Raw genomic sequence first — 20,464 nt, 5'->3', positions numbered from 1 at the left:
GTGGAACTCCGTGATCGTTTCCGTATCCGCCGTGGTGCTGCTCAGCCTCCTGATCTGGTTCCTGCTGCGCATCCGGTACTTCCGGTGGGCCGAGGTGCTGATCTGTTCGACCTTCGGTTTTCTCCTGGCCGAGACAGGCGCCGGACCCATCGTTCAGGGGGTCCTGGACGGCCTCGGCGGGCTCCTCAGCCAACTGAGCTGAAGGGAGGAGTCGCCCAAATGATCTCCATGAAAAACGGCTCCCGACGGGGCGCGAAGTCGCCAAACCCGACCCCGTCAGGAACCCACTCCATCCGCTACGTCAGCAGTGAAAGGAGCAGTCTCACTTTGTCCACTGCGCATCGATCGCGCAAACCGTCGCGCCGTCCCTGGTGCGACATGAAGGAAGACGACTACCGGACGTGCCAGGGGCGCGAACAGGTGGTGTTGGCCGACCGTGAGGGCGCTGAGCGGCGCGTCTGCCCGGCGCACGCAGCCTCGCTCTGGTTGACGGACCCGAGTCTGCGCTTCTCCGCGAAGACTCCGCCGGAAGCCATCGCCGCAGTGATGCGGCAGGCGTTCGGGGGTGGCCGATGACGGAGGCCAGCAAGGCAGTCGCGGCGCTTGTCGAGCGCGCCGGGCGGTCGGACTTCGACGGCTGGCGGCGGAGTGTTCTCCGCCTGGGCGGCTGCACCAACCCTGTTCACCTTGTCGGCTCCGCCGCGTACGTGGACGCTGCCACGGGGGCGGCGCTCCACTCGTACACCTCGGAAGCTCTCGGCGGTCGGCTCCTGGTCGCGTGCGGCAATCGCCGGGCGACGGTCTGTCCGACCTGCGCTCAGCTCTACCGTGCGGACACGTATCAGCTCATCCGCGCCGGACTGGTCGGCGGTAAGGCGGTCGCGGAGACGGTGAGCGGGCACCCTCGGGTGTTCGCCACCCTCACCGCTCCGGGCTTCGGTCCCGTGCACTCGCGGCGGGAGCGGGGCGGCCGGGTGCTGGCCTGCCGTCCGCGGAAGGTGGGGGAGTGCTGTCCGCATGACGCTCCGGTCGGGTGCCATACCCGGCATGCGGCGGGCGATCCGCGACTCGGTGAGCCGCTGTGTCCGCGCTGCTACGACTATGCCGGCGCCGTGCTCTGGCAGGCGCAATCCGGTGAGCTGTGGCACCGCTTCACGCTGGAGTTGCGGCGCGCGCTGGCTCGGCGTGCGGGGCTGTCCCGTTCGACGCTGACGGATGCGGTGCGGCTCTCGTACGCGAAGGTGGCGGAGTATCAGCGGCGGGGTCTCGTGCACTTCCATGCCGTCGTCCGTCTCGACGGTCCTGATGGGCCGGGGGAGTCGCCTCCTCGCTGGGCAACGTCTGATCTCCTGGCGGACGCCGTACGGGAAGCGGTCGGCCGGGTTCGGGTGGTCGCGTACGGCGCTGACGTGGTCGGCTCGCGCGTGCTGCGGTTTGGCCGGCAGTTGGACATCCGTGCCGTTCCGGCGGTCGACTCGGCGGACGGGCTGTCCTCGTCGGTAGTCGCGGGCTACATCGCCAAGTACGCCACCAAGGGTGCCGAGTCGGCCGGGGCCGTCGACGGGCGTATCCGGCACGGCAAGGACCTGGCCACGCTGCCCGTGCGGGATCACGTGCTCCGCATGATCGGTACATGCTGGTGGCTCGGCGCGCTGCCTTCCTTCGAAGAGCTGAGGCTGCGGCGCTGGGCACACATGCTCGGCTATCGGGGCCACTTCTCTACCAAGTCCCGCCACTACTCCACCACCCTCGGCGCGCTGCGCTCGGCCCGCGCGGAGCACCGTGCCCGCGAACAGCGGTCCGTGCTGGGCCTGGATGACCGGGACGCGGTCCTCGTCGGCCAGTGGCGGTACGCGGGGCGCGGCTACAGCCCGGAAGCGGCTCTGCTCGCGGCCTCCGTCCGGGAAGGCGGTGACGGACATGGCGCGTAACCGCACAGAACTTCTCACCGTCCGAGAGGTCCTGAATGAGCTGGGCGGCGTCTCCCGGCGCACCTTCTACCGCTGGCGCGAGCTGCGCACGGCTCCTCGCTGCATCCGGTTGCCCAACGGAGAACTCCGGGTCCGCCGTGACGCGCTGGAGGACTGGCTGGACGACCGGGCGGAGGGGGCGACATGAAGTCGTACAAGGTCTCCGTCTGGAAGCTCAGCATCAACCGGTCGGCAAAGAAGCCCACGTACCTGGTCCGCTGGGCCGTGGACGGCAACCCATTCCATGAGTCACACAAGACAAAGGCGCTCGCCGACCGCTTCCGGGCCAAGCTCCTCGGCGCAGTGGACAAGGGGGAGCCTTTCGACACAGTGACCGGGCTGCCGGACTCGTTGCGGGGCGGCAAGGCGTCGCTGAGCCTGCTGGAGCTGGCGATTAAGTACGTCGATCAGCGCTGGCCCGACGCCTCAGCGAAGCAGCGGGACAGCATGACCGATTCCTTGGCGGTCGCTGTCCCGGCCCTGACGAAAGCGGTGCGGGGTCGATCGGAACCCCGGGTCCTTCGCCGGGCGCTGCGCTCGTACGTCCTCCCAACGCCTCGTCGCGAACGTGAACAGCCGGACGAGATAGCAGCGGCCGTCCGCTGGCTGGAGCGGGCTTCGCTGCCCGTGGCGGAGCTGACGGACATTGACCGGGTTCACACGCTGGTGGATGCGCTGGGCCGCAAGCTGGACGGCAAGCCTGCTGCCAACCAGACGTACCGGCGCCGTAGGGCCGTGACGTACAACGCGCTTGAATACGCCGTAGAGTTGGAAATGCTGAGCGCCAACCCGCTCGACAAGGCGCGCCGGAAGCGTGGGCAGCAACCGGTGCAGGAGGTCGACCGCCGCGTGGTGGTCAACCCTCGGCAGGCGCGCGAACTGCTGACGGCGGTCACCTACGTCGGTGGCTGGCAGCGGGCTTCAGGGCGTCGACTGCGGGCATTCTTCGGCTGCATGTACTACGCGGCGACGCGCCCCGGCGAAGCGCTCGGCCTCCGGCGTTCCGACTGCCACCTGCCCGCTAAGGGATGGGGTCGGATCACGGTGGAGGAGACTCGACCCTCGGCCGGGAAGTCCTGGACCGACAGCGGGGAGGCGCACGACCGCCGGGGCCTCAAGCAGCGCAGCACCGGGGAGGTGCGCATCGTTCCGATCCCGCCCCCACTGGTGCGCATGCTGCGTGAGCACCTGGACGATTTCGGCACCGCCGAGGACGGCCGGATCTTCAGCAGCGAGAGGGGCAACGTGGTGGCCTCTTCGTCCTACTACCGGGTGTGGACTCAGGCGCGGGAGTTGGGCCTGCTGCCCGAACAGGTCTCCACAGTGCTGGCAGCCAAGCCGTACGACTTGCGCCATGCGTGCGTGTCTCAGTGGCTCAACTCCGGCGTACCTGCGCCGGAAGTCGCCAGGAGGGCCGGTCATTCAGTGGAGGTTCTGCTGAAGATCTACGCCAAGTGCATCGACGGCCAAGAGGACGAGATGAACGACCGGATCATGAGGGGGCTCGGAGAGGAGGACACAGCAGAGGACGAGTGATCGATAACCCAACTGATCTACGGAGCCCCGGAGAGATCCGGGGCTCTCGCGCGTTCGGAGCGGGCTAGAAGTCGGCCCGTTCGTGATCGTCCGTGCGGAGAACAGACTCCTGGTCGTAGATGCGCTTGTACGCGCTGCGGATCTTCTCGATGTCGGAGTCGTGGGCACGCGCCTCCGAGACGGGGTAGAGGACGCTGAGTTCGTAAGAGCCTTCGCGGCTGATGTGGCCGTTCTGGTCGCGCCACTGTCCGCGGCCCCGCTGGATGGTCAGTCCTGAAGGGAACTTCGGGGTTACGTGCTTGTCCACGAACGCGAGGAACTGCTTGTCGGAGACTGGTGGCTTACCCTCCGGCCGGCCGGTGCCGAAGTAGAGGCGCGTGTTGATGTACGGCTTGCCCTTGGTGGCAGTCGCGGACTTGGCCTGGTGGCTCGGTGTTGGCTGTTCGTCCAGTGCTGCGTATGCCTGCGGTGTTCCCGTGACGACCGCGAGAACGGCCGCTGAGGCGACGATGCGTGAGCGCGTCTTCCTGGTGAGCACGATGGCAACGGTCCCTTCGGTCTGCTCGGGAGAGGGGTGGTGGAGCCTCTGCCGAGCAAGATGCTTCTGTGACCGTGCCGGTTTGTCAGCCGCTTTCAGGAACCGGTCAGGCATGGGGACCGCTACGTTCGCCGTTCGAGGTGCGGGGGCCTGAGACGGCTACTGACCTGCGAAAAGCCGTCCAAGATCATTACGTCGTCATTACGCGATCAGCGACATCAGCCTGCATCCGGCCGCCTCCGCCTGCACACACGACAAACGCCCCGCACCAACATCAATGCTGGTCACAGGGCGTTTCGGCACTTGAATCAAAGTACCCCCGGCAGGATTCGAACCTGCGCACACGGCTCCGGAGAGCATTCGGGATTCGGTGGCGATATGGCCTCTGACCTGCATGGGAGCCATGGAGCGGTCGGAGTGCTGCCTCTGGTGTGTCGAGGGTGTGTCGAGGGAAGTCGCCTTCGGCTCCTGCGACCTCAGGCGTCGGCTTCGCCGACGGGGCTGCAACACATACACAGATGTTGCAGCCGTACGTACCTGAACCCGGAGATCGGGACACCCGGACACAGAGAGAGGGAAGAGACTTGCTCGGTCGGACAGTCGGACAGTGGTGGATCGGCACTGTCCGACTCGTTTCCGCAGGTCGCAGTCTTAACCGGACAGTCGGACAGCTGGGACACCGCCGTCCAAGATTCGAGCAATACACCCCTGCCCGCACGTAGGAACGAGTACCTCCGACGGTCTACGTCAGCGCTCTTCTGCCGCAGTCCATTCGGGTTCGAGCAGCGAGTAGAGGACGCTGTCGCGCCAGGCACCATTGGTGAAGACGTGATCGCGTAGGACACCCTCCCGTGTGAAGCCCAAAGCTTCAACGAGCTTGATGGACTGTGCGTTATCCGGCCCGATTGCGGCGCTGATGCGGTGGAGACCGAGGTCGCGAAAGCCGAACTGGATGAGTGTCCGGGCGGCGTCAGTGGCGTAGCCCTTACCCCACTCGGAGGGCGCCAAGGCGTAGCCCAGCTTCCCAGCCTGAACCCCACTGAGCCCGAGTCGGCAGAAGCCGATTACATTGTCGCCAGACGGTCCCACAATCGCGAGGTAATACTCATTGCGAGGCACCTGCTGCGCACGATTCACGGCACCTTCGAGCATGGCGCGTACCCCGTCCCGGTCGCGGCTGTCGTACGAGAGCCAGTGCGTTACCCGGTCGTCGCCCGCAATCTTAAGGACGTCGTCTGTGTCTTCGAGATTGAAGTCTCGGAGAGTAACGACGTCACCTTCGAGACGGATGGCGTTTTCCACGATGGGCTCCATCAGCGAGGCAGAGACTTGAGAGGGGTACGGGTGAACATCTCAATGCGCTCTTGGAGTTCGCCTCCAGGGACAGCTAGCTGAGAGCCGTTGAGCGCCTTGTGTACGCGCATCGCGCTGTTCACGATGCCGTTGATTCGGCTCTCTGGTTCCAGATCGAGAATCGGGTTCACTGCCTCTTCTGCACCCTCCAGCTCGCCGAGATGGATGCGCGCGATAGCGAGGTCTGCTTGGCTTCCCGCCTGATCGCCGAAGGCCCATTCGGGGTCTGAGGAGTCAGCGTACGCCTCGACTGCGCGGGCAGCGTAGTCCTGCGCGGCTTGGGCCTCGGCAGGAAGCCAGGCCATCGCATCGGCTGCAAAGTAACTCTGACGCACTGGACCGAACGTGCAGAGTCCGCCGAGTTCATCGACCTCATCTTGATGCACGCTGTCCCATGCGTCATTTGCGCGGTGGATGGCCGAGCGTGTCTTTTCGGCATTTCCGAGAGCGGCCCAGGCGCGGGCTTCACACATGGGCAGCCACACGGCTGTCGTGTTTTGAGCATGAATGGCGAATTCGCTGCCCGCCTGAGCGAACTTCACTGATTCGTGGAGCCTCCCAGCCCAGTAAGCAACGAGCGATTGAAGGCCGCGAATCCAGGCGCGTAGTCCGTTGTGGTCTGCGTTCTCTGCGCACAAGTAGGCGGTTCGCGCCTGAGCCATTGCGGCGTGTGGGTCGGCGAGATCGTGGCTCGCCTTCGCGAGTAGCCCGCTCGTGACTCCTGTCAGAAAGTAGAGCTGACGAGCCTGTTCAGGACGCTGACGGTTTTCCAGCAACTTGTACAGGAGCTCTTGAGTTTGCACCAGGTCCCCGAGAAGATCGGGCAGCGGTCGCTGCGGATACTCCGTCGCAAGGCGACGAACGTCATCGTGGACCTGTTCCATCGCCTCTGTTGTGATGTTGCCCTGATTTGCTGCGAGGGTGAATTCCTTTGCCCGCTGCGCCGCCAAAGCGATCAGCTCCCTGTCGATGTCGGACTGGTCCTTCGCGACGACCAGTCCCGAGGATGAATGCTCCCCGGAGGAGGCTGTTGCCTCCCACGGCTGTAGAAGCACGTTCAGTGGTTTGCCGAACATGGCTTGCAGGACACGACGGGTCACGGGCGTTGTGTTGGAGCGCTCGCCACTAGCAAGCCGACGAAGGTGCCGCGGGCTTAACGTGGCGTCTTCGTTCAACTGGCCTGCGAGGCGATCGAACTCTGCCGCGATCTCCTCATAGGTCCGGTCCTGTTGCCAGAGGAGTTGCTCCAGCACCGTTCGCGGTTCCCGGCTTCCCTTGCTCGCGCTGCCGGCCACAGTGCCCCTCCCGTGTCGCTTGTCCTACCGCTTTGAGTGTCCGTCTGTGACAGGGGTGTGTCCGCTGCTGGTCCGCCTGTGGTCCGCCACAGGTCCGGCAGTGGTCCGCTGTGGGACCTCGTGTGGTCATAGTGACCGATCAGAGAGTCATCGTCAGGAGGTCACGACGATGACTCAGGTCCCGGAACACACGAGCCATTTGGCGGTCCAATACGCCTCACTCTCGGTGGGCGAGCTCTTCGAGGGCAGCTACCCGCTGTTCGAGCTGCTCCACACGACGACGGAGCCCAAGAACCGTTTCCGGCTCAACGCTCTTGTCTGTGGTGCTCGCTTGCTGCCGGCCCGGAGCGTCAGCGACGAAGGTGCCCCTCTGGCCTGCGGATTCAATGAGCCCTTCTTCGCGGAGGATTCGCAGTCCGTTCTGAACTGTCTGCGTAGCTACGCCGAACCGCTCTGCCAGCTTCGTATGCGGGGGCAGCTTCTGGCCCGGCTTGAGCACCTTGTTCGCGATCTCAGCGCGAAGCGCGTCAGCGATCTGAACGGACGGCAAGCGTGGGTCATCAGCGTCGATGGTCATCCTCCTGAGCTTATACACCAGCACGAACTAGAGCGAGATGCCGCGCAGGGGTTGTAAGCTAGCTCGAACTAGTTCAAGCTAAGTCATGAAACACCCGGCGAGCCCCGTGTGAACGGGATTCCCCCTGCTCAAGGGGGGTCTACCACGCCCGTCGAGAGTGTTCGTTCCTTGAGAACTCAACAGTGTGCCGAGGGAAGCCCGCCCCACCTCTGCGACCAAGAGGGCGGGCGCGCACGGGTTCTGTCCCCGTGCGCGGTACAGCGCCGTTCGACCCATCCGCAGCGTGCCGCGCTGCGGCCGGTTGCCTCCTTCGCCCGTCCGGCTCTTCGAGGCTGTACGGGCGGGGCGTGGGGAGCCGGAGAAGCGGCTCCACGAAGTGCGACGCCCGGGACTGGACCTCCCGGACGCCGCTACAGGCACCCCAGCGAAAGGAACTGCCTGTGATCATCAGCATGTCATGCGCCGTGCTGGCGGCATACCCCGACGGCTCCGAGCCGTCCACGCCGCCGTTGGACGGACCGCTCGCCAACGAATCCGACCTGGATGACGCCCTCTTCGGAAACAAGGGGGGCGAGAACGAGTGACCTCTACCGACACTCCGCGTGCCTTCGTCACCTCGTACGAAGGCCAGCCCTGCTCTTCCTGTAACGGCAGCGGTTCTCAGACCGAGACCGACACCAGCGGCGGCGTCTACCGCGAGTACATGAAGCCCTGCACCGGCTGCAACGGCAGCGGCCAGGTCTGACCGCGCTGTAAGCGTCCGGTTCTTCGCTCAACAGCCCTGATGGTCGCAGGCCGGGTTCGACTCCCGGCCGGGGCACGGCGGCGGCACTCCCAACCAAGAGACAGCCCGCCGTCCCTGGCCTCCCATCCGCCCTGACAGCAGAAGTGGAGAGCACTCCATGCGTACCTATGTCGGCCACCACGAAGCGTGGGACGACTTCGAGTTCGAAGAGCTGGCCTACGGCATCGACCGGGAACTGTTCCTGGGCACCTCCGGCGAGACCGCCGAGGAGGCCATCGCGCGGCTTGATGCGCAGCGCGACATCCTTTCCGACCTGCGTGAGCAGGGCGAGAGCGACGAGATCGCTGCCTGGGACGCGCTGTTCGCTGACCAGCTCGCCCGCACGCTGCCGCTGATGCGGCGCACCGCACAGATGGCCCACCGCGCGGCCTGGGGGGATGCGGCATGAGCGCCACTGAACGGACTCTGGCCGCTGCGCACGCCGAGGTGAAGGCGGAGATCGCGCGGACCGACAACAAGACCGCGCTGCTGCTGGCGTTCATCGGTGCTGTGCTGGCCGGGACGTGGACGGCTGCCCGCGACCTGCCGGTGAATCTGCCTGCAGCTCTCACGGGCGCACTCGGTATGGCGCTGCTGGTCGCTGCGGCCGGCATGCTGCTCGGCTCGGTGCGTCCGAACCTGAGCGGCCGTCATGGCTTCCCGCTGTGGGCGACGCTGGAGCCCCAGGGCATCCGCGAAGCCCTCTCCGGTGACCTGGCCGCCGACATCGCCGGGCTCTCTCGCCTGGCGGTGGCCAAGTTCACCGGTCTGCGTCGCGCCATCGACCTGACGTATGCCGGTGGTGGCCTGCTCGTCCTCGCGGCCCTGCTGATGGCAGGGGGTGCGCTGTGAACCGGCTCGCCGCCGCTCTGGCCCTGCCCCTGGTAGCAGGCTGGGGCCTGCACACCCTCACCCTGCGCCGCCGCCTGGAGGCAGCACACCGCGACCCACTGACCGGGCTGCTGACCCGCGCGCCGTTCGAGGAGCGCGCCGCCCGGCTGCTGCGCACCGGACCGTGCGCGGTCGTCTTCGCGGACCTGGACGGCTTCAAGGCCATCAACGACACCTACGGCCACGCCACCGGGGACAGCGTCCTGAAGCTCAGCGCCGGCGCACTGGACGACGCGGCAACAGGCCAACCCGATGCCGTGCTGTCGCGGCTGGGCGGAGACGAGTTCGCCGCCGTGACGCCCATGGCCGACCCGATCGCGCTGCCCTGGCTGCTGCGCGGCCTGCACGACGAACTGACCGCCCCGACCCGGATCGACGGACGGGAGCTGGCGGTGGGCGCGTCGGTGGGCGGTTGCTGGACCGGTGACCTGCCCGACTCTGGGCTGTCGGCCGCGCTGCGGCGGGCGGACGAGGTCATGTACGTGGTCAAGCGCGGTGGGGGCGGCTGGCTGGCCGCCGCACCCGGCGCCCCTGCCCTCCCTGCGGTCAACGGCCGCCGCATCGGCCGCCCCGGCACCCATGAGGGGAGGGCGGAGGCGTGAGCGTGAACCTCTCCAAGACCCCGTCCCCCGGCACCGCCGGCGTGCCTCCGCTCAGCAGGAAGGAACGCGGGCTGCTGGCCGTGGTCGCCGTCTTCGCCGTCGGCGTCGGCGGTCTCGGGCTGGCCTCCAGCTTCGACGCGGTACAAGGCGCCGCAGTGCGCTGGGGCTTCGGCCAACCCTGGATGCTGCCCGTCGGTATCGACGTGGCGATCCCGGTCTTCACCGCCGCCAATCTGCTGCTGATCCGGGTGAACATGCCCCTCGGATGGGTGCGGTTCGTGCCCTGGGCGCTCACGGCGGTCACCTGCTGGCTGAACGTGGCGGCCGGCCACACCCTCTCCGCGCGGCTGGCGCATGGCACGATGCCGCTGCTGTGGGTGGTGCTCTCCGAGGTAGCCGCGCACGTCTACGCCTCCCGCATCGGCGCGGTGACCGGCGCGAGGATGGAGCGCATCCGCCGCTCGCGGTGGCTGCTGGCCTTCCCCTCCACCTTCGCCCTGTGGCGCCGGATGGTGCTGTGGGAGATCACCAGCTACACCGCCGCCCTGGAACGCGAGCGGGAACGCCAACTCGCCCGCGCCGAACTGCGCGAGCAGCACGGACGCGGCTGGCGCCGTAAGGCACCCCGCCGCACCCGCGTCATGCTCAAGCTCGGCGAGCTGGCCCCACAGGGCGCCGGCCCGGCCCCGGAGGAACCCGCCGCCCAGGGCCCTGCCGAGCAGAAGGCTCCCAAGGAGCCGGTGAAGCCCGAGCCTGAGCGGGTGCAGCGACCGGCACGGCGCCGCCCGGCAAAGCCGAAGAACAAGGCGAGCAAGGCGCCGCGGCTTTCGTTCGAGGAGCTGCTGGACAAGGCCCGCGAGATCACCGCCGAGTGGCCGTTCGAGCGGCTTGAGGCCGCGCCGATCCGTGAGGCTGTCGGCTGTGGCCAGGACCGCTCCCGCGAGCTGCGCGAGGCTCTGAAAGCCGAACGACGCGAGCAGGGACCTTCCCGGGTGGCGGCATGAGTGCCCCGCTGCGGATCGGCAGTGTGTGCACCGGTTACGGCGGGCTGGACATGGCTGTTCAGTCCGTCCTGGGTGGCGAGCTGGCGTGGGTGGCGGACAACGACCCTGGCGCCGCCCGCATCCTGTCCCACCACTGGCCCGACGTCCCGAACCTGGGCGATGTCACCACCTGCGACTTCGGCCAGGTCGAGCCCGTCGACATCTTCTGTGGTGGCTACCCCTGCCAGCCCTTCTCCCTCGCGGGCGAGCTGAAAGGAACCGCCGATGACCGGCACATCTGGCCCGACATTGCCCGTGCCCTTCGCGTTCTACGACCCCGACTCGCGATCTTTGAGAACGTCGCGCATCACCTTCGACTCGGATTCGACACCGTCCTGTCCGACCTTGCCGACCTCGGGTTCGATGCGGAATGGCGCGTTGTACGCGCGGACCACATCGGCGCCCCTCACCAGCGCCGCCGCCTGGTCTTCATCGCCGCTCCTGCCGACACCCCGCACCTCGGACACCAACGGCAGCGGGCAGCACGGCAGCGGCGGCATGGACCTGCGCACAGCGGTCTCGCTGCTACCGACGCCACGGGCGACCGATGGCACGAACGGCGGTCCGAACCAGCGCGGCTCGAAAGGCGACCTGGCTTTGCCAGCGGTGGCGGCCAGGCTTGGGGGCCCTACGCCGCTGCCATCGCGCGGTGGGAAGCGGCGACGGGCCGTCGTGCTCCCGGGCCAACTGACGCTCGGGGACGGCTGAACCCGCCGTTCGTGGAATGGCTGATGGGCCTGCCCGCCGGCTGGGTCACGGACGTACCCGGGCTCTCCCGGACCGCCCAGTTGACCGCACTGGGCAACGGCGTGGTCCCCCAACAGGCGAGCGCGGCGCTTGGGCACCTCTTGGACCGCCAGGCGCGCGAGCGCACCGCCGGGGCGGTGGCGGCATGAGTGAGCCGATCGTCTACGCCGACCAATGGCGCGCAGTCATGCAGCGCGCCGGCTACCGATGTCAGTGCGTCGGACAGTGCGGTAGCAAGCACGCCAAGGGCGATGGCCGGTGCGAGAGGCAGCACGACAAGTACGCCGACAAGCACCACGGCCCGGCCCGACTCATCGCCGCCCCCGACACCCCGGGACTCTCCGTCAAGCAGGCCGCCGGACTTCCGTGCGAGCGGCTGCGCGCGTGGTGCGGCTTCTGCCTGGACGGCACCCGGCGTGTGGCCAGGACAGCGGCACTCAAAGGGCCCGACCCGAACCAGGGCGGCCTGTTCGACCTGTAGCCCGCCGGACCCGGAGGAATTCTCAGGGCGGAATTTCCCTCCGGGTTACTCACCCGTACTCCGCCTAACCTCACGGCACTTGGGGCCCGGCCGCTTGCTTGGCGGCGGGGCCGGGCCCCGGTGACCTTCCAACCCCTTTGATCGGAGGCACCCTCATCGTGTCCGAGATTCACGGCTACAACCAGCCCGACGAACCCGACCCGATCCCAACCGAGACCGACCCGGCGGCGCCCGACAACGTCGTACCGCTGCGGAAGCCGTCGGCCGACCCCACCCCGACCGTCCGCCCCGACGTTCCGGCCGACCCGGAGCCCGACCCGTCGGCCGTGCGTGCCCCGACCGAGTTGAGCGACGCCGGGCCGACTGAACCCGAGGAGGAGTCGGGCGCCGTCGGGCGGCCGGTCGACTCGCCGACACTGCCCGCGTCGGGCGTCGTCACGGAGAAGCGGCGGCCGATCCTCGCCGAGTGGCTGACCAACCGGCGCGACTTCACCACCACCGCGACCCGCACCCTCAAGAACGCCGCCTACGCCACCGGCTACCACGGCGTGCGCACGGTCTCCGGCGTGTACGTGGCCTCCCTGGCCCGCTACGCGCCCCGGGGCGCCGCCCGCATCATCAGCGGCCGGATGCGCTGGGTCTCCGACGCCGAGGGGGAGCCGCTGCGCCAGGCGGTGGCCATGCAGGGCAACGCCGGAGTCGGCGACTACCTGAAGCTCTCCCGGCAGCGCGACCGCCGCGTGCGCTTCCGGTCGGCCGTCATGACCACCGGGTTTCTGATCGGGCTGCCGCTCGCCCTGGCCATGTGGATTCTCGCCCCCGGCTGGCTGCTGGCCCTGTCCGGCGTCGTGGTCACCTGCGTGATGGGCATCGTCGGCCAGCCCGAGGACCGGCCCGTGATCGGCCCGGCGGTGCTGAAGACGGAGGTGCCCAAGCTGACGAGCACGATCGTGCTGCGCGGGCTGGGCGCCATCGGGAACGCTGCCATCAACGCCGCCGTCAAGAAGGGCGGCGACATGAACGGCATGCGCTTCACCTCCGACATCCAGCGCGACGGGCCCGGCTACCGCGCCGAACTCGACCTGCCCTACGGCGTCACGCCGGAAGACGTGATGGACAAGCGGCAGGAGCTGGCCTCGGGCATGCGCCGCAAGCTGGGCTGTGTGTGGCCCGCAGGCGACCCCAAAGAGCACGAGGGGCGACTGGTTCTGTGGGTGGGCGACCGCCCGATGAACGAGCAGGAGCGCCCCGCATGGCCGTTGCTGAAGTCCGGCAGCGTGGACTTGTTCAAGCCGGTCGTCTTCGGCAACGACCAGCGCATGCGGGACGTGTCCGTGACGCTGATGTTCGCCTCTGTCGTTGTCGGCTCCATCCCCCGGATGGGCAAGACGTTCCTGATGCGGCTGTTCCTGCTCATCGCCGCACTCGACCCGCGCGCGGAACTGCACGCCTTCGAGTTCAAGGGCACCGGCGACTTCGGACCGCTGGAGCCGGTGTGCCACCGCTACCGCGCCGGCGAGGAGGACGAGGACATCGCCTACGTCCTCGATTCGCTGCGGGAGGTCAAGGAGGAGCTGCGGCGCCGAGCCAAGGTCATCAAGGATCTGCCCCGGAACCTGTGCCCGGAGAACAAGGTCACCCCGCAACTGGCCAGCAACAAGCGCTACCGGCTCCACCCGATCGTGATCGGCCTGGACGAGTGTCAGAAGGCGTTCGAGCACGAGAAGTACGGGAAGGAGATCGAAGCGATCTGCGAGGACGTCACCAAGCGCGGCCCCGCGCTGGGCATCATCGGCATGTTCGGCACCCAGCGCCCGGACGCCAAGTCGCTGCCCACCGGCATCTCCGCCAACGCCGTACTGCGCTTTTGCCTGAAGGTCATGGGCTGGCAGGCCAACGACATGGTGTTGGGCGACGGCATGAACAAGGCGGGCTACAGCGCCACCATGTTCTCCCGCGATGACCTGGGCATCTGCTGGATGGCCGGTGAGGGCGACGACCCGCGCATCGTCTGCGGCGCCAAGATTGACAGTGTCGCCGCCGAACAGGTCGTTGCCCGCGCCCGGAAGATGCGCGAGGAGTACGGCAACGTCACCGGCCACGCCCTCGGCGAAGCCCCTGCCACCGGCCCCGGCTTCGACATCCTCACCGACGTGCTGTCGGTGCTGGCGCCGGACGAGAAGAAGGTGTGGAACGAGCGGATCGCCGCCCGTCTCGCCGAGAAGCGGCCGGAGGTATACGGCGGCTGGAAGGGCGAGCAGGTGACCGCGGCGCTCAAGCCCCATGGCATCAAGACCGAGGGCGTCTGGGGTCGCACCGACGACGACGAGGGCACCACACGGCGCGGAATCGACCGTGCCGCCCTCACCGTAGCTATCACGGAACGTGACGAAAACCGGTCCGGAAGCTGACCGTGACGGGTGCTAGACCTAGCACCCCAAGCCGCTAGGTCTAGCACCCCCTCTAGCGACCCCATCTAGGCCCTGATCTGCGATCTAGCGCCTAGCGCCCTCACCAGGGAAAACCCCGGAAACCCTGCCTGGAAGGCATCTGATGACCCCTCTCCTGACTGCTATACCCGGCCTCATCTTCGTAACTCTGTGTTACGGGTTGCTGTGTGCGGCCTCGCCCTACGGCGACTGCCGCAAGTGCAGCGGGCTGGGCTTCAAGCTCCGGCAGACCCGCTCCGGCAAGCCCAAGCGCGGCAAGGACTGCCGCCGCTGCCACGGGCACGGCAAACGCGCCCGCTTCGGCCGCCTGCTCTTCAACTACGCCGCCCGCCTCTACCGCGAAGGCCGCTGACCCCACCACCGAAAGGAGGCCACCACCGTGGCCGTGAACATCTCACTCGTCTTCGTCTTCGCCCTGGTCCTCGGACTGCTGCTCAAGTCCAAGTCCCTCGGTTTCGGCGCCGCGTTCGTCGCCACCGGCTTCGGCTACTTCCTCGCCTCCAGCGGCGCGGCCGGACCCATCAACCAGATGGTCGCGGCCATGGCCCAGGCCGTGGCCACCCTGTGAACGGAGGAGCCGTGAACCAGCCCACCACCGCGCCGCCGGGCGCCGGGCGCATCACGCTCATGGCCGCCGGCGAACTGCGCGACGCGCTGACCGCCGCGCAGCGCGGGAACCGGTCCGCCGCCGTCGCCTCGTTGATGGCCATCGACGCCGATTCATGGCAGGCCATCTCCGACCGCCTGAACGCCCTGGGCGGTTCCCTGCCCGAACTCCTCGCCCTCATCGGGAGGCAGCCTTGAGCCCCGACCTGATCACCGCCGCACTGCTGGCCGCCCCGGCGGCCGTCCTCGGACCGGTCTGCATCGCCGGACACCTCATCACCGCCCGCCACGACGAGACGGCACTGACCGCCGCCATGGCCGCCCGCCCCGCACCCAGCAATCCGAGCGGGCCCGGCGAGGGCGAGCCCCTTCCCAACCCGGCCGACCTCGCCGAGGTCATCACCCTCCACCCCCGCCGCGACCACGCGGCCTGACCACGAAGGAACCGCCTGTGAACGAGGACTACGACCAGCTCACCAACCACGACGTGATGAGCGCAACCGAGATGGCCGAGTACGACCGCGACGCAGAGTTCGCCATAGACGCGGCCGACGAAGCCCGCGCGCGCGAAACCGAACGCGCGGAAGCCTCGCAGACGCACGACGACCCGGACGAGTGCTACGCGGAGTTCATCGACGGGTCATGGACCCACTGCGGCTGTGAGGACTGCCAGCAGCGTGCGTACGAGGAAACGGAGGGCTGAGCAGTGAGCATCGACGCTGCTGAGTACCCCAGCCCGGAGACCACCTACACCAACGCACCCAGCGTCATCCGGGAAATTGGCTGGGTCGCCCACCAGGCCCCGAACCGCCGCTTCGGCGAATGGCTGGGCCGTGAGTTCTGGCTCCGCAAGGCCGCTGTGCTTGACCGTATCGCGCTGGGCGACGAGGCCGACGGCATCGACGCCGGCGCCTCCGGGATCGCTGAGGACGCCGCACGACGACTCATCGGGGTCGACCGCTGCGACGACATCAACGGCGACACCGCTCGGGGCCCCGAACACCCAGGAGCCGAAGTCGACCCACGCGGCTACGTCCGCCAGGCGTACGCCACCTGGGCCGCTGAACACCTTCCCGCAGACACCAACGAGCAGGAGGACTGAACCATGGCCATCGGAGAGACCCCCATCACCATCATCGGCAACCTGACCAGCGACCCGGAGCTCAGGTACACCAACACCGGGCACGCACTGGCGAAGTTCACCGTCGCCTCCACCCCGCGGGTCTTCGACCGCGAGTCGAACCAGTGGAAGGACGGCACCGCCACCTTCTTCCGCTGCGCCGCCTGGCGTGACCTCGCCGAGCACGTGGCCGAAAGCCTCACGAAGGGCTCGCGGGTCGTCCTCTCCGGCCGGATGCGGCAACACAACTGGCAGAACGAACAGGGCGAGAACCGTTCGATGCTCGCTGTCGAGACCGACGACATCGGTCCGTCCCTGAGGTTCGCGACCGCCACCCCGGCCAAGGTCACGAAGGCCACCGGCAACAACAGCGGCACGGCGAACAGCGGGAAGCCCGCTGACGGCCCTTGGGACACCAGGACCAAGTACAACGACGAGCCGCCGTTCTAGAGATGCCCGGAGGCGGCGCACTCCCAACCAAGACAGCCGCCGCCTCCGGCCCTCCCATCCGCCCTACAGACAGAGGAGGAGACACCAGCATGCCCCAAACCATCCCCTCACCGCTGCCCCGCGCCGCCCTGGACGCCGCAGAACGCGGCTGGCACATCTTCCCCCTGGCACCCAACGGCAAGCGCCCCGCAATCCGTGCATGGGAACAGCGCGCCACCACCGACCCGGGCCGCATCACGCGGTGCTGGCGCGCTGGGGCCTACAACCTCGGCATCGCCACCGGACCCAGCCGTCTGGTCGTCATCGACCTCGACACTCCCAAGGACACCAGCGACACCCCACCCCCGGACGCCCCCGCTGGCGTCACCTGCGGGGAGGATGCCCTTGCCGCTCTCGTTGAGGAGCACGGGCAGCCCTACCCGTCCGAGACGTACACGGTGCGCACCGGCTCCGGTGGCACGCACCTGTACTTCACCGCCCCCGCCGGTGCCGAGCTGCGTAACACCGCTGGGCGACTGGCATGGAAGGTCGACACACGAGCGGGCGGCGGCTGCGTCGTCGGTGCGCACAGCACCATCGACGGCCGCGCCTACACCGTGCTGCACAATGCAGCCCCCGCGCCGTTGCCCGGCTGGCTGGCCGAACTGCTGGCCCCGGCGCCGCTGCCCCCACAGCAGCCGGTCACAGTGCCGTTGAAGGCCGCCGAAAGGCACAGCCGCTATGTGCGCGCGGCCATTGACGGTGAGCTGGCCCGTATCGCCAAAGCCGGAGGCGGTGAGGGAAACAACGCCCTGTACTACGCCTCTGTCGCCCTCGGGCAATTGGTGGCCGGGGGAGCCCTGGACGAGGTTGAAGCAACCACCTACCTCACTGATGCGGCAGCCCGTAAGGGCCGTCCGGAGCGGGAGAGCGCGGCCACGATCGCCTCCGGGCTGCGGACCGGTGCGAAGCGTCCGAGGAGCGTGGCCGCATGAGCAGCGCCCCGCTCATCCCCAACCACCTGCACCCCGTCCCGCCGCCCGAGAACGGCGACCAGGGCGCGTCAGTGAAGGGGCGGAACCGCACCGCGTGGACCGCTGATGAGCTGATGGCAGCCGAGTTCCCCGAACCGCGCTGGGCGGTGCCCGGCATCCTCTCCGAAGGTGTCAACCTGCTCGCCGGACCGCCGAAGGTCGGCAAGTCCTGGCTCTCCCTCGGCCTGGGCCTGTCCGTGGCTTCCGGTGGCATGGCCATGGACACCGTGCCCGTGGAGGGCGGACCGGTGCTCTACCTCGCGCTGGAGGACACCCCGCGCCGCTTGCAGTCCCGTATGGGCAAGCTCCTGGGCGGCCAGCCCGCCCCATCCGCGCTCACGCTGGCAACGACCTGCCCGCCGCTGCCCCAGGGCGGCAATGAAGCCATCTGCCAATGGTTGGACCGTAATCCGGAAGCCCGGATGGTGGTCATCGACGTGTTCGCCAAGATGCGCGGACCGTCCAACCCTGGCGCTTCCGCCTACGACGCGGATTACGCCGCGGTCGGCCATGCCAAGCGCATTGCCGACCACTACGGCATCGCCGTTGTGCTGGTGCACCACGTGCGCAAAGCCGGCTCGGACGACTTCCTCACAGAAGTCTCCGGCACCAACGGCCTCGCCGGAGCAGCGGACGCCACGCTCGTACTCAAGCGCGCACGCGGACAGGCCGATGGCGTCTTGCACGTCACCGGCCGCGACGTGGACGAAGCCGAATACGCGCTCCAGTTCCACGCCGCCGCCGGCGCCTGGCAGATGCTCGAAGGCCCCGCCACCGACCACACCGTCGGCGACACCCGAGCGGCCATCCTTCGGCACGTACGGCGGAATCCCGGCAGCAGGCCCAAGGACATTGCGCCGTCCCTTCCGGACACCTCCGAGGACACCATCCGACGTACCTGCTCGCGCATGGTCACGGATGGCCAGCTCACCAAGGACAGCTCCGGCCGCTACTACCCGCCCACCGAGACCGGACAGGGCCAGGACACCCCCGAACTGTCCCACCTGTCCGACTGTCCGGAAACCCCCACTGACCAGCAAGAACAACCCGGACAGCACCCGGACAGTGCTGTCCGGCTGTCCGACCGCAAGCCGGAAGGTGGTGAACGTCTTGCCTGAATCACGCCTGACTACCTCCAAGGACGAGATGTTGACCATTAGGGAAGTTCGTGAACTCCTTGGAGGGATCCCGGAATCCACGTTCTATCGGTGGCGTCAGGCAGGGAAAGGGCCTCGCGCTGTCAAACTGCCGAACGGCGCTGTGCGCATTCGCCGATCTGAGTACGACCGTTGGGTCGGCTCGTTGGAGGAGAGCGCGTGAGCACTGAGGACGATGCGCCAGCCGGACGTCATCGTGGGTCGGCCCGGCCGGGCTTCACCTTCGACGTCAAGCTGTGGAAGATATCCAGGACTGGCCGCAAGTCCCGCCCATGGCGCCTACGTTGGGTGGTGGCGGGACGTGTGTGCAGCGACACGTTCGCCACCTACCCGCTCGCCGAAAGCCGACGCAATGAGCTCTGGCAGGCCATGAACCGGCGCGGCGAGGCTTTCGAAATCGAATCCGGGCTGCCTGAGTCTGAGGTGCGTCAGGCGGAAGCGGCGGAAGCTGCAAAGGCCGAGGAAAAGCTGAACCCAACTTGGTGGGAGTTCTCGCGCGAATTCATGAAGCGTCGTTGGCGGACTGCGGCGGCCAAGACGCGAGAGGGACTCGCAGACAGCCTGGCGTCAGCGGCCCTGGGAATGCTGCCGGATAGGCCGGACACTCCGGAGCTCGCCGCCGTACGGCGGGCCGTGAGGTGGGTTGTCATACCTGCCCACGCAAGCGAGGAACCGCCGCCGGGGCTGGAGACGGTGTGCGCGTGGCTTACAGAACACTCCCTGCCGCTGTCGGCACTGAAAGGCAGGGACGTTGCGGAAAACGTTCACTACCGACTGGCCTACAAGCTGGATGGCAAGCTCGCTGCCAAGGAGACGTACAAGCGTCGCCGACGCGGGTTCAACGCGGCAATGACGTACGCGATTCAGCGCGGGTACTTGGACGAAAACCCGGTCGCCGGATTGGAGCGCTACGCCACTGCGGGCCGGGCGGCAATCGACCCCCGAGTTCTCATGAACGCAGTACAGGGGCGGGAGTTCCTTACGGCCGTTTCGTATGTGGGGTCGGTGCATCGCAACCGGGGTAGGCGTCTGGTCGCATTCTTCGGCTGCATCCTGTACGCCGCGATGCGCCCAGCGGAAGTCGTGGGGCTGAGGCGAGAGGACTGCTACCTACCGGAAACGGGGTGGGGCGTGCTCACCCTTCGGGAAACGCGCCCCGTCTCGGGCAAGAAGTGGACCGACTCAGGCGACCGGCACGACAAGCGGGGACTGAAGATGCGGGACCCTGAGACAGATCGCCCGGTACCAATCCCGCCGGTACTGGTGGCGATGCTCCGGGCGCATGTGAAGGAGTTCGGCACAGCGGCGGACGGTCGCGTCTTCCAGAACGAGCGAGGCGGCCTCGTGGGCACGTCCAGCTACTGGCGAGTGTGGCAGGAGGCCAGGCCGCTGGCCTTCCCTCCGCACAAGGTGGCTTCGCCGCTGGCCGGAACGCCGTACGACGGACGAGCCACCTGCATCACGGACTGGCTTCGCTCCGGTCTTCCGGTTGCGGAGGTAGCACGCCGCGCCGGCACCTCCCCGGAGGTCATCGACCGCCATTACGCGGGCTGTATCGACAACAGTGAGGAGGAGGACAACAAGAAGATCGAAAAAACGATGGGATGGGGCACCGAGGACAGCGACGCGGCGTAGTCAGTGTGTCGGAGGTGTGTCGGGAACACTGAGCGACAGCGAGAGAGAGCGGGAGTCAGTGAGACTGGCTCCCGCTCTGTCGTTTGGTATACGCGCTGGTCAGCGGTTCATTCACGCTGACAGTTGGCGAGTACCCCCGGCAGGATTCGAACCTGCGCACACGGCTCCGGAGGCCGTTGCTCTATCCCCTGAGCTACGGGGGCGTGGCCGTTTGGG

Annotated in this window: 29 protein-coding genes and 1 tRNA gene; 25 read left to right on the top strand and 5 right to left on the bottom strand. The window is 67.8% G+C overall.

Annotation, left to right across the window (positions count from 1 at the left end):
• Positions 1-10: 10 nt before the first annotated feature.
• Genes ACQEU8_RS11585 through ACQEU8_RS11565 form a run of 5 tightly spaced genes read left to right on the top strand, consistent with a single transcriptional unit; the run spans position 11 to position 3,506 of the window.
• Positions 11-202, top strand: a complete 192-nt coding sequence (locus tag ACQEU8_RS11585) for a hypothetical protein (RefSeq protein ID WP_433099559.1) — start codon at positions 11-13, stop codon at positions 200-202.
• A 17-nt stretch (positions 203-219) separates the two neighbouring features.
• Positions 220-576, top strand: coding sequence for a hypothetical protein (locus ACQEU8_RS11580; RefSeq protein WP_433099557.1), 357 nt, complete (start codon positions 220-222; stop codon positions 574-576).
• On the top strand, positions 573-1,931 hold the full coding sequence (locus ACQEU8_RS11575; RefSeq protein WP_433099555.1) for a replication initiator: 1,359 nt from the start codon (positions 573-575) through the stop codon (positions 1,929-1,931). The genes ACQEU8_RS11580 and ACQEU8_RS11575 overlap by 4 nt, the downstream gene beginning before the upstream one ends.
• Positions 1,921-2,118 carry a helix-turn-helix transcriptional regulator gene (locus ACQEU8_RS11570; RefSeq protein ID WP_114024264.1) on the top strand — a complete coding sequence of 66 codons (198 nt, stop codon included), beginning with the start codon at positions 1,921-1,923 and terminating at the stop codon, positions 2,116-2,118. Before ACQEU8_RS11575 ends, ACQEU8_RS11570 begins: the two co-directional genes overlap by 11 nt.
• Positions 2,115-3,506 (top strand): tyrosine-type recombinase/integrase, encoded by a 1,392-nt coding sequence (locus ACQEU8_RS11565; protein WP_433099553.1) that lies wholly within the window; start codon positions 2,115-2,117, stop codon positions 3,504-3,506. Before ACQEU8_RS11570 ends, ACQEU8_RS11565 begins: the two co-directional genes overlap by 4 nt.
• Positions 3,507-3,570: 64 nt before the next feature.
• Here ACQEU8_RS11565 and ACQEU8_RS11560 read toward each other — a convergent pair whose 3' ends face one another.
• The 4 genes from ACQEU8_RS11560 to ACQEU8_RS11545 form a co-directional block, all read right to left on the bottom strand.
• The gene (locus tag ACQEU8_RS11560; RefSeq protein WP_433099551.1) at positions 3,571-4,044 is read right to left on the bottom strand and encodes a DUF3574 domain-containing protein; all 474 of its coding nucleotides are present in this window, start codon (positions 4,042-4,044) and stop codon (positions 3,571-3,573) included.
• Between the two features lie 747 nt (positions 4,045-4,791).
• On the bottom strand, positions 4,792-5,346 hold the full coding sequence (locus ACQEU8_RS11555) for a GNAT family N-acetyltransferase (protein ID WP_433099549.1): 555 nt from the start codon (positions 5,344-5,346) through the stop codon (positions 4,792-4,794).
• 11 nt (positions 5,347-5,357) lie between these two features.
• The gene (locus tag ACQEU8_RS11550; RefSeq protein WP_433099547.1) at positions 5,358-6,650 is read right to left on the bottom strand and encodes a hypothetical protein; all 1,293 of its coding nucleotides are present in this window, start codon (positions 6,648-6,650) and stop codon (positions 5,358-5,360) included.
• A gap of 259 nt (positions 6,651-6,909) precedes the next feature.
• The gene (locus tag ACQEU8_RS11545; protein WP_433099545.1) at positions 6,910-7,269 is read right to left on the bottom strand and encodes a GntR family transcriptional regulator; all 360 of its coding nucleotides are present in this window, start codon (positions 7,267-7,269) and stop codon (positions 6,910-6,912) included.
• Between the two features lie 440 nt (positions 7,270-7,709).
• Here ACQEU8_RS11545 and ACQEU8_RS11540 point away from each other — a divergent pair, with 440 nt between their 5' ends.
• The 20 genes from ACQEU8_RS11540 to ACQEU8_RS11445 all read left to right on the top strand — a co-directional run bounded on the left by ACQEU8_RS11540 (position 7,710) and on the right by ACQEU8_RS11445 (position 20,248).
• A complete protein-coding gene (locus ACQEU8_RS11540; RefSeq protein WP_433099543.1) occupies positions 7,710-7,853 on the top strand; it encodes a hypothetical protein in 144 nt (47 codons plus the stop codon).
• Positions 7,850-8,014 (top strand): hypothetical protein, encoded by a 165-nt coding sequence (locus ACQEU8_RS11535; protein ID WP_433099541.1) that lies wholly within the window; start codon positions 7,850-7,852, stop codon positions 8,012-8,014. The genes ACQEU8_RS11540 and ACQEU8_RS11535 overlap by 4 nt, the downstream gene beginning before the upstream one ends.
• 157 nt (positions 8,015-8,171) lie before the next feature.
• The gene (locus tag ACQEU8_RS11530; protein WP_433099539.1) at positions 8,172-8,462 is read left to right on the top strand and encodes a hypothetical protein; all 291 of its coding nucleotides are present in this window, start codon (positions 8,172-8,174) and stop codon (positions 8,460-8,462) included.
• Positions 8,459-8,905 carry a Pycsar system effector family protein gene (locus ACQEU8_RS11525; RefSeq protein WP_433099537.1) on the top strand — a complete coding sequence of 149 codons (447 nt, stop codon included), beginning with the start codon at positions 8,459-8,461 and terminating at the stop codon, positions 8,903-8,905. The genes ACQEU8_RS11530 and ACQEU8_RS11525 overlap by 4 nt, the downstream gene beginning before the upstream one ends.
• Positions 8,902-9,546, top strand: coding sequence for a GGDEF domain-containing protein (locus tag ACQEU8_RS11520; RefSeq protein ID WP_433099535.1), 645 nt, complete (start codon positions 8,902-8,904; stop codon positions 9,544-9,546). Before ACQEU8_RS11525 ends, ACQEU8_RS11520 begins: the two co-directional genes overlap by 4 nt.
• Positions 9,543-10,550, top strand: coding sequence for a DUF2637 domain-containing protein (locus ACQEU8_RS11515; protein ID WP_433099533.1), 1,008 nt, complete (start codon positions 9,543-9,545; stop codon positions 10,548-10,550). The genes ACQEU8_RS11520 and ACQEU8_RS11515 overlap by 4 nt, the downstream gene beginning before the upstream one ends.
• Positions 10,547-11,485 (top strand): DNA cytosine methyltransferase, encoded by a 939-nt coding sequence (locus tag ACQEU8_RS11510; protein WP_433099531.1) that lies wholly within the window; start codon positions 10,547-10,549, stop codon positions 11,483-11,485. Before ACQEU8_RS11515 ends, ACQEU8_RS11510 begins: the two co-directional genes overlap by 4 nt.
• Positions 11,482-11,817 carry a hypothetical protein gene (locus tag ACQEU8_RS11505; protein WP_433099529.1) on the top strand — a complete coding sequence of 112 codons (336 nt, stop codon included), beginning with the start codon at positions 11,482-11,484 and terminating at the stop codon, positions 11,815-11,817. The genes ACQEU8_RS11510 and ACQEU8_RS11505 overlap by 4 nt, the downstream gene beginning before the upstream one ends.
• Before the next feature lie 344 nt (positions 11,818-12,161).
• Complete coding sequence (locus ACQEU8_RS11500) at positions 12,162-14,228, top strand: cell division protein FtsK (protein WP_433102322.1); 2,067 nt, start codon at positions 12,162-12,164, stop codon at positions 14,226-14,228.
• A 199-nt stretch (positions 14,229-14,427) separates the two neighbouring features.
• Positions 14,428-14,619 carry a hypothetical protein gene (locus ACQEU8_RS11495; protein WP_433099527.1) on the top strand — a complete coding sequence of 64 codons (192 nt, stop codon included), beginning with the start codon at positions 14,428-14,430 and terminating at the stop codon, positions 14,617-14,619.
• Between the two features lie 27 nt (positions 14,620-14,646).
• Positions 14,647-14,835 carry a hypothetical protein gene (locus tag ACQEU8_RS11490; protein WP_433099525.1) on the top strand — a complete coding sequence of 63 codons (189 nt, stop codon included), beginning with the start codon at positions 14,647-14,649 and terminating at the stop codon, positions 14,833-14,835.
• 11 nt (positions 14,836-14,846) lie between these two features.
• The gene (locus ACQEU8_RS11485) at positions 14,847-15,071 is read left to right on the top strand and encodes a hypothetical protein (RefSeq protein ID WP_433099523.1); all 225 of its coding nucleotides are present in this window, start codon (positions 14,847-14,849) and stop codon (positions 15,069-15,071) included.
• Positions 15,068-15,307 carry a hypothetical protein gene (locus tag ACQEU8_RS11480; RefSeq protein ID WP_433099521.1) on the top strand — a complete coding sequence of 80 codons (240 nt, stop codon included), beginning with the start codon at positions 15,068-15,070 and terminating at the stop codon, positions 15,305-15,307. Before ACQEU8_RS11485 ends, ACQEU8_RS11480 begins: the two co-directional genes overlap by 4 nt.
• 17 nt (positions 15,308-15,324) lie before the next feature.
• Complete coding sequence (locus ACQEU8_RS11475) at positions 15,325-15,576, top strand: hypothetical protein (RefSeq protein WP_433099519.1); 252 nt, start codon at positions 15,325-15,327, stop codon at positions 15,574-15,576.
• Positions 15,577-15,579: 3 nt separating this feature from the next.
• Positions 15,580-15,975 carry a hypothetical protein gene (locus ACQEU8_RS11470; protein WP_433099517.1) on the top strand — a complete coding sequence of 132 codons (396 nt, stop codon included), beginning with the start codon at positions 15,580-15,582 and terminating at the stop codon, positions 15,973-15,975.
• A 3-nt stretch (positions 15,976-15,978) separates the two neighbouring features.
• Entirely contained in the window at positions 15,979-16,443 is a 465-nt protein-coding gene (ssb, locus tag ACQEU8_RS11465; protein ID WP_433099515.1) for a single-stranded DNA-binding protein, read from the top strand.
• An 89-nt stretch (positions 16,444-16,532) separates the two neighbouring features.
• Positions 16,533-17,417 carry a bifunctional DNA primase/polymerase gene (locus tag ACQEU8_RS11460; RefSeq protein WP_433099513.1) on the top strand — a complete coding sequence of 295 codons (885 nt, stop codon included), beginning with the start codon at positions 16,533-16,535 and terminating at the stop codon, positions 17,415-17,417.
• Positions 17,414-18,574, top strand: coding sequence for an AAA family ATPase (locus ACQEU8_RS11455; RefSeq protein WP_433099511.1), 1,161 nt, complete (start codon positions 17,414-17,416; stop codon positions 18,572-18,574). The genes ACQEU8_RS11460 and ACQEU8_RS11455 overlap by 4 nt, the downstream gene beginning before the upstream one ends.
• A gap of 28 nt (positions 18,575-18,602) precedes the next feature.
• Positions 18,603-18,776: a helix-turn-helix transcriptional regulator gene (locus ACQEU8_RS11450; protein WP_433102320.1), complete on the top strand. Its 174-nt coding sequence runs from the start codon at positions 18,603-18,605 to the stop codon at positions 18,774-18,776.
• Positions 18,773-20,248 carry a tyrosine-type recombinase/integrase gene (locus ACQEU8_RS11445; protein ID WP_433099509.1) on the top strand — a complete coding sequence of 492 codons (1,476 nt, stop codon included), beginning with the start codon at positions 18,773-18,775 and terminating at the stop codon, positions 20,246-20,248. Before ACQEU8_RS11450 ends, ACQEU8_RS11445 begins: the two co-directional genes overlap by 4 nt.
• Before the next feature lie 131 nt (positions 20,249-20,379).
• On the opposite strand, the gene ACQEU8_RS11440 is transcribed toward ACQEU8_RS11445, so the two are convergent.
• Positions 20,380-20,451 (bottom strand) — tRNA-Arg (locus tag ACQEU8_RS11440).
• Positions 20,452-20,464 lie beyond the last annotated feature (13 nt).

Origin of the sequence: Streptomyces sp. CA-250714 (assembly GCF_050936705.1) — a bacterium.
Classification (GTDB): domain Bacteria; phylum Actinomycetota; class Actinomycetes; order Streptomycetales; family Streptomycetaceae; genus Streptomyces.
The sequence above is the reverse complement of the archived record's forward strand: the minus strand, read 5'-3'. Positions and strand labels throughout refer to the sequence as shown.

Coding starts and splice junctions, on each gene's coding strand:
- ACQEU8_RS11580 (WP_433099557.1), top strand. CDS start 220: ATGATCTCCATGAAAAACGGCTCCCGACGGGGCGCGAAGTCGCCAAAC.
- ACQEU8_RS11575 (WP_433099555.1), top strand. CDS start 573: ATGACGGAGGCCAGCAAGGCAGTCGCGGCGCTTGTCGAGCGCGCCGGG.
- ACQEU8_RS11570 (WP_114024264.1), top strand. CDS start 1,921: ATGGCGCGTAACCGCACAGAACTTCTCACCGTCCGAGAGGTCCTGAAT.
- ACQEU8_RS11565 (WP_433099553.1), top strand. CDS start 2,115: ATGAAGTCGTACAAGGTCTCCGTCTGGAAGCTCAGCATCAACCGGTCG.
- ACQEU8_RS11545 (WP_433099545.1), bottom strand. CDS start 7,269: ATGACCATCGACGCTGATGACCCACGCTTGCCGTCCGTTCAGATCGCT.
- ACQEU8_RS11530 (WP_433099539.1), top strand. CDS start 8,172: ATGCGTACCTATGTCGGCCACCACGAAGCGTGGGACGACTTCGAGTTC.
- ACQEU8_RS11525 (WP_433099537.1), top strand. CDS start 8,459: ATGAGCGCCACTGAACGGACTCTGGCCGCTGCGCACGCCGAGGTGAAG.
- ACQEU8_RS11510 (WP_433099531.1), top strand. CDS start 10,547: ATGAGTGCCCCGCTGCGGATCGGCAGTGTGTGCACCGGTTACGGCGGG.
- ACQEU8_RS11505 (WP_433099529.1), top strand. CDS start 11,482: ATGAGTGAGCCGATCGTCTACGCCGACCAATGGCGCGCAGTCATGCAG.
- ssb (WP_433099515.1), top strand. CDS start 15,979: ATGGCCATCGGAGAGACCCCCATCACCATCATCGGCAACCTGACCAGC.
- ACQEU8_RS11460 (WP_433099513.1), top strand. CDS start 16,533: ATGCCCCAAACCATCCCCTCACCGCTGCCCCGCGCCGCCCTGGACGCC.
- ACQEU8_RS11455 (WP_433099511.1), top strand. CDS start 17,414: ATGAGCAGCGCCCCGCTCATCCCCAACCACCTGCACCCCGTCCCGCCG.
- ACQEU8_RS11450 (WP_433102320.1), top strand. CDS start 18,603: ATGTTGACCATTAGGGAAGTTCGTGAACTCCTTGGAGGGATCCCGGAA.